The 13518-nt window shown below is 59.4% G+C and carries 9 protein-coding genes; all 9 read right to left on the reverse strand.

Translation table 11 applies throughout. The features are described from left to right. Nucleotides 1-18: 18 nt before the first annotated feature. The 9 genes from BN5935_RS01660 to BN5935_RS01700 are packed head-to-tail and all read right to left on the reverse strand — an operon-like array spanning nt 19 to nt 13499. The gene (locus BN5935_RS01660) at nt 19-2352 is read right to left on the reverse strand and encodes a glycoside hydrolase family 127 protein (RefSeq protein ID WP_064974557.1); all 2334 of its coding nucleotides are present in this window, start codon (nt 2350-2352) and stop codon (nt 19-21) included. Between the two features lie 9 nt (nt 2353-2361). Next, nucleotides 2362-3366 (reverse strand): uroporphyrinogen decarboxylase family protein, encoded by a 1005-nt coding sequence (locus tag BN5935_RS01665; protein WP_064974558.1) that lies wholly within the window; start codon nt 3364-3366, stop codon nt 2362-2364. Continuing rightward, nucleotides 3363-4040, reverse strand: a complete 678-nt coding sequence (locus BN5935_RS01670) for a vitamin B12 dependent-methionine synthase activation domain-containing protein (RefSeq protein WP_064974559.1) — start codon at nt 4038-4040, stop codon at nt 3363-3365. Before BN5935_RS01670 ends, BN5935_RS01665 begins: the two co-directional genes overlap by 4 nt. Next, nucleotides 4034-4672 carry a corrinoid protein gene (locus BN5935_RS01675; RefSeq protein WP_064974560.1) on the reverse strand — a complete coding sequence of 213 codons (639 nt, stop codon included), beginning with the start codon at nt 4670-4672 and terminating at the stop codon, nt 4034-4036. The genes BN5935_RS01670 and BN5935_RS01675 overlap by 7 nt, the downstream gene beginning before the upstream one ends. 13 nt (nt 4673-4685) lie before the next feature. After that, on the reverse strand, nt 4686-5693 hold the full coding sequence (locus tag BN5935_RS01680) for a uroporphyrinogen decarboxylase family protein (RefSeq protein WP_204244876.1): 1008 nt from the start codon (nt 5691-5693) through the stop codon (nt 4686-4688). A gap of 13 nt (nt 5694-5706) precedes the next feature. Next, on the reverse strand, nt 5707-6483 hold the full coding sequence (locus BN5935_RS01685) for a DUF3823 domain-containing protein (protein ID WP_064974561.1): 777 nt from the start codon (nt 6481-6483) through the stop codon (nt 5707-5709). 12 nt (nt 6484-6495) lie between these two features. Beyond that, nucleotides 6496-8436, reverse strand: a complete 1941-nt coding sequence (locus BN5935_RS01690; RefSeq protein ID WP_064974562.1) for a RagB/SusD family nutrient uptake outer membrane protein — start codon at nt 8434-8436, stop codon at nt 6496-6498. 11 nt (nt 8437-8447) lie between these two features. Then, on the reverse strand, nt 8448-11702 hold the full coding sequence (locus BN5935_RS01695; protein WP_064974563.1) for a SusC/RagA family TonB-linked outer membrane protein: 3255 nt from the start codon (nt 11700-11702) through the stop codon (nt 8448-8450). Between the two features lie 42 nt (nt 11703-11744). Beyond that, on the reverse strand, nt 11745-13499 hold the full coding sequence (locus tag BN5935_RS01700) for a DUF1735 domain-containing protein (RefSeq protein ID WP_147625749.1): 1755 nt from the start codon (nt 13497-13499) through the stop codon (nt 11745-11747). Between the last annotated feature and the right edge of the window lie 19 nt (nt 13500-13518).

The following is a 13518-nucleotide window of genomic DNA, read 5'->3' on the forward strand; positions in this document are numbered from 1 at the left end:
TTGTTTCAGAAAAAGCGGTTACTCTTTGCGCACCATCCGGACGCCGAACAGGCCGCCGGCATAGTTGCCGGGGTGCGAACGGAAGCAGACCGTGATCCGCTCCCGACCTTGGGTCAGGACACTCGGGAGGTCGTAAACGGCCTCGAAAAAGCGGGGTCCGTGTTCGCCCGTGAGGGATACGGTCCTCAGCAGCGTGCCGTCGATCAGGATGTCGAAATTCCGCTTGTCGCGGTCGGCGCCCCAGAACTCGCAGATCATCTGCATCGGCTGCCGGGGATCGACTTTCACCTCGAAAGAGAACCAGCCGTCGAAGGCGTGGCGGAACGCACGGCCGTTGGCATTGCCGGCATCGGAGCGCTCCGATTTCAGGTTGTGATCCCGTTCGGGCTGCATCTCGCCGATGCGAAAAAGGTCGGTGGTCCGGGCTTCCAGCGCCTGCTGAGCCGCGATGATCGTGCGGTATTCCTGCTCGCGAACCACCCATTCCTGCGGGGTGAAGAGGTCGAAATAGACGGCGTGCTTGCGGCCGTGGAGCCCGTAGAACGGCACCAGCGGAAGCTGCGGATCGACAGTCGTACGGGCCGTGAAATGCAGCGGTTCTCCGGGAACGGGCTGCACGGCATCCGTCGCGGAACCGTTCTCCGACACGAAGCAGGGAATGTCATAGACCTGCACCTCCCCCTCACCCAGTGGCGCCGCCAACAATACGGGACCGTAAAAGAAGGCTGCGCGGCGGGGATTGTCGGGCATGGCGACAGTATGGACGCTCATCGGGAATTCGACGGTGAGGGTCGTGCGGTCGGACCACTTTTCATTCAGCGTGACATAGGAACCGGGAACTCCGTCGACGGCCTTTTCCCGGCCGTTCAGCCTGACCTTCATCCCCTGCGCCGCCCATTCGGGCCAGCGGATATGCAGCGGGAAGCGCTGCGCCTTTCCTTTGAAGGAGATCGTAATTTTCGGCTCGGCCGGGAAACGGGTCTCCATCCGCACCTCCATCCCCCGCTCTTTCCAGTCGAGGAGGGTCGGGATGAAGAGGTTCACAAAAAGGCCCTTATCCTTCACCGACTCGAAAAAGACACTCTCGGCATATTTCACATGATTCTCCAGCCCGGTCCCCACGCAGCACCAGAAAGCGTCGAACGGAGTGCTGAAAATCTTCTCGGTCCCCGATCCCAGCGGCAGGCAGTAGCAGACCATGCCGTCGTCGGGATTCTGCGACGCCAGAATGTGGTTGTAGAGCGCCCGCTCGTAATAGTCCATGTAGGCGGCCTTGGCCTCCCAGCCGAACAAGTGCCGGGTGAGCTTCAGCATGTTGTAGGTGTTGCAGGTCTCGGTAGTGAAGGCCCCCAGACGGTCGTTCAGCCGGTCGGGAAACCCGAAAAGCTCATGGTTGCTGTTGCCGCCGTTGGCATAACTGTGGTGGTTGACCACCCTGTCCCAGAAGAACCCGGCGATGCGCCGCTCTTCGGCATCGCCCGTCAACTCGTAGATACGGGCCTCGCCGACGATCTTGGGAATCTGCGTGTTCGCGTGCTTTCCGTTCAGTTCATCGCGCCCCTGCTTCATCGGGTCGAGCACAGCCCGGTGGTGGAATTTGCGGGCCAGAGCCAGATAAGCCCCGTTGCCCGTCAGGGCATACATCTCGGCCAGCGACTCGTTCATCCCGCCGAACTCGCTCCGGAGCATCACCTGAAACTGCTCGTCGGAGAGGTGGCTGAAACTGGCGACGGCCCAGTCCGTCAGGCCGACAGCCACGGTTTTCGCCTGCTCGTTACCCGCATAGCGGTAAGCGTCGATAAGCCCGGCCCACAGCTTATGCAGCGTGTACCAAGGAACCCAGCTCCCGTTCAGGTCGAAACCCTCAGTGCGAATGTCCCCTGCGGAGACCTCTTTCCAGATGCGGTCCTCGTTCGGCATCGCACCGACATACCCTGTTCCCCGCGCCTGCTGGCACACGGCCAACTCGCCGACGGTATAAGCGACGCGCTCACGGAACCGCTCGTCGCCGCTGGCCGCATACATCCGCGAACAGGCCGAAAGATAGTGCCCCAGCGTATGCCCGGAGATGTCCATCGTCTCCCAGCCGCCGTAGATGGCGCCTTTCGGCAGCAGTCCGGCGTTCTTGTGAAAGCGGTTCAGCAGGCGGTCCGGCTCCAGTGAGAGCAGCCACGCGCCGTCCTTGTCCATGGCGTGTTTGAACGGACTCCCCTCCAACAGCCTCAGGTCGGAGAGCGGGAACGCCCGCGCCTCGGGTACGACGGCATCGGGGACCACCGTCTTCGACGCATCCTGCGCCGCCGCGACAAAGACCGTCAGCGACAGGAAAAGCGATAACAGGGTATGTTTCATCGGCCGGGATTATTGTCGGTTATACTCGTTCAGCGCCTCGTAGAAAGCCCGAATATTCTCCATCGGCACCTCGGGCGGAACGTCGCAGCCCGTGGAGAGCACATAATTCGGCCATTCGGCCGTATTGCGCAGCAGCGCCAGCGTCTCCTCGCGGACCTTCTCCGCCGAAGCCATCTTGAAGACTCCGACCGGATCGAGGTTTCCCATGACCAGCGCCTCCGCGGGACACTCCTTCAGCGCAGCGACCATGTCGATCTTGTTGCCGAAATGGAGCCCGGCGGCATTCGTCTCGGCCATCGCGGCCGTGCAATGCCCGGTATTCCCGCAGTTGTGCAGCACCACCATGAACCGGTCGTCCTGCAATTCCTCGACGATCTTTTTGATGTAGGCCGACGAGAAGGCCGAACAATCCTCGTTCGAAACCAGCCCGGCGGCCGGCTCGGCGATGATGACACCATTCACCCCCGTCGCCTTCATCGCCCGGAGGTATTCCATAATAAACTCGCTGCACTTGTCCAGCAGCAGCCGGATCGTATCGGGCTCCGTGTAGAGCGCCATCATCATCTCCGACATGTCGAACAGCCGGCCCGCCAGCGAGAAGGGACCGATACACCCGCCGAAGATCGGCTTGTCGGTGATGCGTCCGGCAGCCAGCCGGTTGGCTTTCAGGTACTCGGGCACCCGCCCGGCCTCCAGCGAGGGGATTTGAAGCGCCTCGACCGAAGCCCGGTCGGAAACCAGTCGCCCCACGATGTTGGGAACCTCGTTCTCGGCAAAGACCACCTCCGCGCCGAAGGCCTCGGCTTCGACCGTCAGGTCCATGATGACGGTACAAGCCGCCGCGGGGAACGCCTCGTTCAGTTTGCAGATGGCCTCGGCGTGTATCCGCCCGTCGGTCACGGCCTGCCGCACGGTGTAACCGCACAATTCGATTCCGGGATGCGTCATGATGGGAACGGCCACCCGCCGGGGGTCGGCCATCACCTCACGGCTCCACGCTTTCATATCTGTCATAGGTTTGTCTCTTTTCGTTTGTAACAATGTTGGTTCGTGCATATTTCACAGTGGTAAGGCTGCGGACGCAGCTCCCGGCCGAGGCCGAAGAACCCGCTGACGGATTTCACGGGCGACATCAGGAACGAATCCGAGAGCACGATGCCGCACGGTTCGTCCGGAAAGAGCGAGAAGAGTTTCTGCTGCTCGCAGATGTTCCATCCGCAGTAGCCCGGGCTGTAAGGCAGGCTGCGGCGCAGGTCGCACTCCGCATCCAGCCGCCGTCCGACGAGGGTCACGCAGGCTTCGGCAACGACGCTCCCGACGGAATCGGCGACGAACTCCTTGAGGATATCGCCTTCGGCCTTCAGCCGGTGCAGATAGGCGTCGTACTCGCGTCCCGCCGTCGCCACGAACAGGCAGACGTGCGACATGCCGGGCAGGTAGGAGCCGATGATGCCCCCGGGTGCGAACTCCACGCCTCCGGCGCGGACGTGCCGCCGCGGCAGCAGCTCGGCCTCCAGCACCTGAAACATATACCGGGGAACGCACAGCGCGGCGATCTCGGCCCGGACCTCGCGGACGACCTCCCGGACGGCGGCATCGGGGAGACTCCCCCGATAGCCCATTGTCCGGTAGATTTCGTCGTCGGAGACATCCAGCGAATCCAGCGCCGCCTCACCCCGCTCTAACATGCCTGCAACACCCGTTTCGCCAGCACGACGGCGCCGTTGGCATTGGCACTGTAACCGTCGGCGCCGATCTGGAGGGCGAACTCCTCGTTGACGGGAGCCCCGCCGATAATCACCTTCACCTGCTGGCGCAGCCCTTCGGCAGCCAGCGTGTCGATGACATTCTTCATGTAGTTCATCGTCGTGGTCAGCAGCGCCGACAGGCAGACGATCTGTGGGTTGTACTTCTTCACCGCCTCGACGAACTGCCGGTCAGAGATATCCACACCGAGGTTGATGACCTCGAATCCGCATCCCTCCAGCATCGAAGCCACGAGGTTCTTGCCGATGTCGTGCAAATCGCCCTTGACCGTGCCGATCACCAGCGTCCCGAGTGTCGCACCCGTTCCCGCCTTGAGCAGGGGTTTCAGGATCTCGAGGCACCCCTTCATGGCGCGTGCGGCCAGCAGGAGGTTGGGAACGAACGCCGAGCCGTTCTCGAAGCGCAGGCCTATCTCCTCCATGCCTTTAATCAGACCGTTGTTAATGATGTCCTGCGCGTCAGCCCCCGAGGCGATCGCGTCGTTGACCAGCGCCGTGGCTTCGTTGAGCTTGCCGGCGACGATCATATCTTTCAAATCCGTGTATTCTGCCATAATACTGATTTTTTTATTTAAGTTGTTTTTGTGCCACCTCGATAAATGCGAGGATGTTCTCGAAAGGGGTATCCCCCTCGACCGAGTGCGAGGGCGAGAAAATGTAACCGCCCTCGCGGCCCAGTTCCAGCAGGCGTTCCGACTCGGCGACGACCTCTTCGCGCGTTCCGAACGGGAGAACCTTCTGCATGGAGAGCCCGCCGTGGAAAGCCAGTCGCCCGCGGTAACGGGGCAGGATGTCGTAGACGTCCATCACCTCCGGCTGGAACGGGTTGAAGCAGTTCAGCCCGGCGTCGACCAAATCGTCGAACAGCTCGTCCACGTCGCCGCAGCTATGGATCATCACATATTTCCCGGCGGCGCGAACCCGACCGTACATCCGCTGCAAGCGGGGATAGATGAACTCTTTCCAGAGGTCGTACCCCATGATGAGTCCCTTCTGCTGCCCCCAGTCGTCGCCGAAATAGACGGCGTCGATGTCGTATTCGAGGGCCTTTTCCACCTGCGCGAGATTATAGTCGCAGATGGCGTCCAACAACTCGTTCACGAAATCGGGATTGATGATGAAGTCCATCAGCAGGTTCTCAATGCCTCGCAGGGTCCAAGCCCGCTCGTAGAGCGAGAACCCGATCTGGAAACAGCGGAACATCCCGGGCTTGGCCGCGATCTCCGGCTCGATGTTGGCGAAGAACCGGGGATCGAGCGGGTCGGGGAAGGTATACCCCTCCAGCGTGGGCTCGGGCAACACGACGCCCTTCACGTCGCCGATGTCCTTGTCGATACTGCGGTCCCAGACCACCTTGAAAACATCCTGATAGAGATCGCCCCCGAGGTGTTCGAAAAACCCGATATCGCTGCCCAACTGCAGGATATGGTTGCCCAGCACCGGATCGAGGTCCTCCACGCCGTAGTATTTCCGGAGCTGCTCCAGCGGCTCCACCGTAAATTTGAACGACCAAGGCACATAGGGCGGTTTCTTACCGTCCAGCACCGTCTTTATGACTTCCCGTTGTGTCATCATGATTTCAGTCCTTTTAGTTGTTCCACTCCTTTACCGGAAGCCCCTCCACCTTGACCACCGGCGTAAACAGGTAGTAATCGGGGATGTTGCCCAACTCGATGGCCATGCGGCAGTAGGCATAGCTGCGGTAATTGTTCGTATAGCCGGTCTGGTAATCCTTCACCGGAATATCCATCGTCGACTCGCCCTGATAGTTGGGCAGCCAGCCGCTCCAAGTCTTCGTGCAGGTCGTGGCGCTGTTCACAATCCGCGAGGTGCTCACATAACCGCGGACCTTGGCAAGGGCCGGCCGGTTGGCGTCGGTCACCAGTCCGCCCTCGTCGTTGACCGTAGCGATCTGGCAGCTCATCTTGATCTGCCCGTCCTCGTACCACGCCTTGAACTCGCTGAGTACATAGTAGGGAATAACCTCGATATCCATTCTGAGATTGGTCTGCAGATCTATATCGGTCGTGGGATAACCCTCGCTCTCCCCCATGTAGGGGTAATCCGGGAAGACGAAAGGATAGGGGTTGTTGTAAGGCGTCAGCGAATACTTGCCGCCGAACAACAACTGGGTGAAAGAGCCGTCGGCTGCGACCTGGATGGCCGTTCCGGCATCAACCTTGCCGAAACCCGACTGCACGACGCGGAGCACGGTGCGGGCGGGATTGCCGTCGAACGGCAGGTTCTCGCCTTCGTAAACCATGTTTCCGCTGATGACGAGCGAAGGAGCCTCGTAGTTGTCATACTCGCAGGAAGTAAAACCGAAGGCGGCCAACGCCAAACCGATGATTAATATCTTTTTCATTGTCAATACCGATTATTGGTTAGGATTCTGTTCGATATAGGGATTGCCCTCCGACTTCGGATAGTAGGAATAGTACATCGAACGGCTGAAATTCAGCGGCTGGCCGTAATAGGAGGTCGATCCGCGATGTTCGAGCTTCACTTTGCGGAAGATCCACTTGCCGTCGTCCGAGGTCCCCGGAGCGTAGATTCTGTAAGGCCACAGCCCCTTCATGATCGAGCTCTCGTTGGTCTCGTCGTAAGCCCAGACCTCGTCGGCGATGCGCCAGCGTTTCAGGTCGTAGTAGCGGTGGTCCTCATAGGCCAGTTCAACGCGGCGCTCGTTCATGATACGGTCCATCGTCAGTTCGTTGTCCCGCAGCGTGAAGGACAAACCTCCGGCGCGCTCGCGGACCGCGTTGATCAGTTCCAGAGCCAGCGATCTCATGTTATACTCCTTATAGGTCGCTACACCGTTCTCCGAGAGGCAGTAAGCGGCCTCAGCGGCATTCAGCAGCACCTCGCCGTAACGGAAGATGATCTTGGGAACGGTACTGCCGCCCTCAGCCTCGGAACCCGACTTGGTGTCCACGCACTTGCGCATCAGGAATCCCGTGTGCGAAATGTAGCCGCTGACGCGGTGCGGGCCCTCGAGCCCCGTGATTTTCACGTTGTTGTAGTAGTTGCCGTCGGTCTGGTAGTTCTCCATGCCGTCGATGGTCTTGAACGTGTAGCTTCCGTCCGAGTTGCGGATGGCCAGACCCGCCTGCAGGTCGATCGCCGTGTTGCGGAACACGGAGCCCGGCGTGAGGATCGAACCGGCCAGACGCGGATCGCGGTCCTCGAAAATCTGCGACGCGCTGTCGTAAATGCGATACTTCAGCCGCGAAGTTCCGTCCAGCATCGTCTCCACCTCCACGGCACCGTCATAGGGGTTGAACGGCTCGACGCTCCGGGTCGAAAGACGCTCGTAGGCGTCCACCTGATTCAGCGTGGGGTTCAGCTCGCAGCCCGTCTTCAGACCGGCGTGCAGGGCGGCGCAGATGGTCTTCTGGGTGAAGTAGTTCTTGAAGGTCGTCCCGTCGTAATCGCGGCTGAAGATTACCTCGGGATTGCCCGAACTCTTGAGGAAAAGACCGGCATAGTTGGCAGCCAGATCGGCATCCGCCTTATAGAGCGAATAGCCCAGATCCCGGAGGCCCAGATAGGCATCGATGCACTTCTGGAAATAGTCGTTGGCAAGCTCGGCCGGGATACCGACCGCCCCGCTCGACAGCACCAGACCCTTGTCGGCATTCTTCTGGGAACGGTAGGCGATGCTTCCGGCATAGAGCATGGCACGGCATTTCAGCGCCAGAGCCGATCCCTGCGTGGCACGGGTCTTCAGACCTGCGGCGGCTGCCGCCAAATCGCCGACGATGGCATCCATTTCCGAGGCGATGTAGTCGTAAACCTCGGTTTCCTTGTTGCGTGGACGCGCCAACTCGATGGGGTTCTCCGTGTAGTCGAAAGACTCCTCGATGATGGGTACGCCGCCCAAGATGGTCACAAGGTCGAAATAGACCATGGCACGCAGGAAACGGGCTTCGGCGAGGAAATAGTTGCGCTGCTCGTCGGAGATGCCCGTCGCATGCTCCTTCAGTTCGCCGATGTGGATGTTGATCTCGCGGATCAGCGTGTATTTACCCGCATAGTCGCCCACCCGGTAGTTGTGGTCGACATTCCCGGCCTGTTCCCAATAACTGCTGCCTTGTGAACACTCGTCCCAGCGGGCGATGTCCATCAGGCCGCCGTTGAAATCTTGGTTGATCGTCAACCGCGCATAGAAGTTCGCAGCCACACTGCTGATGCTCTCGACCGAGGAGTAGACCTGATCCCCGGAGAGCGCCGTGGAGTCCTCCTGCGTCAGCCAGTCGTTGCAGGACGAGCAGATCAGCGCACAACCGGCCAATATTGCATATACTTTGTTTTTCATCGCTAATTCTGTTAAAAGGTTATGTTAACGCCCACCGTGTACACCCGGTGCTGGGGGTAATCGGCGCCCTGAACACCCGAAACCTCCGGGTCGACACCGTAATCCTTCAGGTTGTCGAACGAGAAGAGGTTCGTTCCCTCGACGTAGAAGCGGCACTTCTGGATCAAGGCCTTCTTCGTCCACTTCGTCGGAAGCGTATAGCCCAGCACGAGGTTGCGCAGACGCAGATAGCGCACATTCTTGTTGTAGAAGTTGTTCGTACGCCACGTCGACGGGTTGTCCGGACCGCGGAACGCGGGGAACTTGCCGGGAACCCATGGCGACGTAGGGTCGAGGATGTTCTCGTGGTGCCACACGTCCAGCGTGTTGTACTTGAAGCCGTTGGCCACATGCTGTACGCCGCTGCCCCAGATGGTGAACCACTCGGGGCACCATGTATTCATGAAGCCTCCGGCGAAATCGGCCGCGAAGTCGATGCCCTTCCAGTCCAGTCCGAACGAGAAGCCCAGCGACAGCAGGGGATTCTTGTTGCCCTGACCGTCGTTGTAGGGGTAGTCGGAACCGGCATAGCCCAGCGGACGGCGGTCGTAGTCGTTGATGACGCCGTCACCGTTGTAGTCGCGGAAGATCAGGTCGCCCGGCAGCAGCGTCGTGTTGTTGCGCCCGTCGATGTTGACCGGATAGTTGTCGATCTCCTCCTGAGTCTGGAACACGCCGACCACGTCGTACATCCAAGCATTGCCGTTCACCACGTTGGCCCAACGGTCGCTCTGTCCGAACCAGTATTTGTCATAGGCGTTAAAGAACTTTTCGCCGTAAATCTTGCCGTTCTTGCGGCGGGCCAGCGTCATGTTACCACCCACGAAATAGCTGATGTCACCGGCTTTGTCGGCCCACTTCAGCGAAACGTCGAGACCCTCATTCATATCGGAATTGAGGTTCTGCGGCAGGGCGCTCAGACCGCTCTCGTAGGGGAAGTTGACGTCGTCGGGATAAGCCGCGATGCCGTCGCGCTTGCGCTTGAAGAGGTCGAACTCGAAATTCAGCCGGTTGTTCAGGAAGCCCAGTTCGACGCCGAGGTCCATGATGACGCTCGTCATCCACGTCAGCGTGGTGATGGGAGTTCCCTTGACCTTCGTACCCACGATCGCCGAGTTGTCGGTCGACGAGAAGGGGTCGGACGGAATGTAGGAGCTGCCCTGTTTGTAGTTGTAGCCCGTCATGAAGGCATAGTCGGGATAGAGGCTGCCCAACCCGTCGTCGCCGACCTCACCGTAGGAGAAGCGCAGTTTGACGTTGGTGAGCCACTCGGCAACGCGCGAATCCTTGAAGAACGACTCCTCGGAGATGCGCCAAGCGGCGGAAACCGACGGAAAGAAGGCCCAGCGCTTGCCCTTCGGGAAACGCCACGAACCGTCGTAACGCCCCGAAAAGTCGATGATGTACTTCTGGTCGTAGTTGTAACCGGCACGGAAGATCATACTGGCCGTGGAATTCTGTATCTTCCGCTCGTCGACGGTGTTGTTCTCGCTTGTGGAAACCAAGTCGACAAAAGGATTATCAACCGGTGACTGCTTGACATAGAGGTAGTTTTGCTGACGCTGAAAGAACTCGAAACCGGCCGTGGCCGTCACGTTGTGCTTGCCGGCGAACGTGCGGTCGAAATTCAGCAGGAACTGGCCGTTGACGTCGTAGTAGTTGTCGCGCGTGCGGCTGCGGTTGGCGCCTCCGGCCGCAGCCTTGTCGTACATCACCACATAGCTGTCCGTCGCCCGGTTATAGGTATACTCCTTGTAGCCCTTCTCGTTGCGGTTCTGGTTGTTGTTGGCGAAAAAGTAGGAGAACAACGCCTTGGCGCTCAGACCTTCGAGCGGCGTTTCGTAATCCGCCGTGAGGGTGTTGCGGATGGTCCGCCACTTGTTGTCGTATTCGCCGGCGTGCGCCTTATCCATGGCGGCCATATTGCGCGAGTCGTGCGCCACGAGGTAGTTCAGGTAATTCGGATTGTCGTTGGCATAGGGACGGTAGGTCGGCAGCAGGCCGAACAGCGAGTTGCGAACCAACTGGTAACCGCCCGCCGCAGCGTCGATCGGGGTCAGGGCCGGACCGTTGTTGTCCTCGATCTTGGCCGACATCTGATAGCCTATCTTCAGCCTTTTGGTCATCTGCATGCTGAAATTACCCTGCAGGTTGACACGGTTGAAATTGTAGTCCTTGAAGACGGCGTCCTGATCGATGTACGAAGCCGACACATAGTAGGAGGTCTTCTCGCCGCCGCCCGAAATACTGGCGTTCACATAGTACTGCGGGGCAGCATTGTCGATGTAGTTATCATACCAGTCGAAACTGCGGTAGTCCTCGCCCGTGGCGGGATTGTAACGCCCCTCTTTCCACTTCTCCAGCTCCACACGCAGGTAAGCCAGCTCCGAAGGATCGGTCATGACACCACGGTTGACCTTCTGCATGGCCTGCGCGTAGTTGTACTCGTAGGCGTTCATCAGTTCGGGATAGGTGGTCCACTGCTGCCAGCCCATGTAGGCGTTGAGCGAAACGGTGGGCGCCGTATTCTTGCCGCCCGACTTCGTCGTCACAAGGATGACGCCGTTGGCAGCCTTCATACCGTAGATGGCAGCGGCTCCGTCCTTCAGGACCGAAATATTTTCGATATCGTTGATGTCGAGGTTGTTGAACGACCCCGCATCGGTCATGATACCGTCGATGACGTACAGCGGCGCACCCATGTTGCGGATCTGAAGGTTCGCACTGGCTCCCGGCTCGCCGGATTTTTGGCGGGCGGTGATACCGGCGATCTTGCCGACGATGGCGCCGGCGGTCGTCGAAGAGGTCGAACGCACGATATCGTCGCTGTTGATGCTGCTCACGGCAGCACTCACACCACCCTTGCGCTTGGTTCCGTAACCCACGACGACGATCTCGTCCACCAGTTTCGAATCGTCCTGCAGGGTGATGCGCATGAAACTCTCGCCCGCCAGTACCTTCCGCTCGACGGTCGCATAGCCGACGTAGGAGAAGACCAGCGTCGCGTTGTCCGCCACGTTCAGGCGGAACCTGCCCTCGGAGCTGGTTATCGTACCAACCGCGCTGTTCTCTTTGACAATGACGGTAACACCGGTCAGAGGTACGCCGGCAGCATCGCAAACCACACCGTCGACAGCCCGTTCCTGTGCCGAAGCCGGAACGGCGGCGAGCAGCAGAAGCGTCAGCAACGCCCACCAGCGACGTATATATGAATTAAAATTTTCCATCTGTAAAAGTTTAAGGTTAACTATTCTGTTGGCTTCGGTCGCCTATTGGGCTTCATTCCGCTCTTTTTCCCAACGGAGCACGGGCCGCTCGCCCGAGAAATCCCAGATAGCCGGACTCCACTTCAGCACGTCGCGGGCCGTCGTAACGAGGTTCGAAGCATTCCGTCCCTCATAAATCCGGGGTCCGCCCGAGGTGATGAGGTCAGCCTGCTCGGTTTTCTGGACTACCTGTCCGTTGAGCGTCACCACCATGTCGGCCCGGGCATAGCAATTCGCACCCCAAGCGGAATTGGTCTGCATGAAACCGCAGACGCGTCCGCTGTTGGGATCGTCACCGAGGGTCGTCACCGAAGGATTCCAAGCGATACAACTCATAATGTAGTTGTTCCAACTGTCGAAGAAAGTGCTGCCGCCGGCAATGCCGCCGCCGTTCACGCGCGCCGTCACCACGGAGGTCGTATAACAGTTGATCACCTCGTCGGCATACTGGTGGACCGCTCCCACCAGACCGCCGGCCATGCCGCGGTCCGGGTCGGTGTTGACTACCTCGCCCGTCGAGTAGCAGTTCGACACGGGGGTTTTGTAAACCAGCCCGATCAGACCTCCTGCATAACCCCACTTGCCGTTGAAATTATGATGCGAAGGATCGAGGAAGCCGTTCAGGATGTTCCCGGGAGCTGTCGTGGCGAGGGTCGCCGCGCAGGAGACCTTCCCGGTGGCAAAACTCTTCTCGACACCCATGGCGTTGTTGACCTGACCGACCAGACCGCCGGCCGCATAGTTGCTCGACACGTCGACGTTGGCCGAGCATTCCGTAATCAGACTGCCCGGGTAAACCAGTTCGCCGCACAATCCGCCTGCCTGCCCGGTCCATCCGATCCAGTCTTGCTGGGCTGTATGGGTCACCGTACCCGACAGCACATGTACGTTGCGCAGGACACCTGCATGGGCGGTAGTGTGTCCCCATCCGACAAGTCCGACCGCTGCGGCCACGACGCCGGCCTTCTCGTTCACAGCCTCGATCGTAGCGTTCTCAAACTTGAGGTTCTCGACCGTCCCCCACAGGCAGCCGAAAAAACTTGGTCCGCCGGCCCGCTTGATGCAGGAAAAATTCTTAATCGTATGGTTACCTCCGTCGAAATGGATCGGGCGGGTCCCGTTGTCGTCCAGCGGACTCCAGTCTACTCCGGACATGTCGATGTCATTGGCCATCCGGAAATAAGCGGTCGCCGGATTGCGGTTCTCGGCGGAGTAGACGTTGCACTTCTCCTTCATGGCGAGGAGGTCCTCTTTCGTCGAGAGCACGAACGGATTGCCCAGCGTACCCTCCGGGCCCAGCTTGATAGCCACGATGATCGAACTCCGGGCCTTGTTGACCTCGACTTTCTTGGAGCCGGACTCCAGTTTCAGACCAAGGGCATAGGTCAGGTCGGGATCGAGACTCGTCACGTTCTTGAACGAAACCGTCACCTCATGTTCTCGCTCCGAGTCGGCGATGTCCACCTGCGGGCTCGCAATCTCGTACTGGTCCTCGGCCAGCGGCGTGAAGTTTTCGCCCAACTCGTCCGCGGTCATCACGATCAGGTTCGCCGTCGTCGCATAGATCGGATAATTCTTCTCGACATTGAACGAATAGGAAGGCGTATCATCCACCAGATCGACATATTGTTCTCCGGTCTGCGACAGGGCCAGCTTGACCACCATCGGCTCCAGTCCGGAGGTCAGGTCCTTTTCCTCCTCACAGGACGTGGCGACCATTCCCGCAAACAGAAGAAGCACGGATAAAACTTTTCTCATAATATATTAGGTGTTTTAG

Source organism: Alistipes provencensis, from assembly GCF_900083545.1.
GTDB lineage: Bacteria > Bacteroidota > Bacteroidia > Bacteroidales > Rikenellaceae > Alistipes > Alistipes provencensis.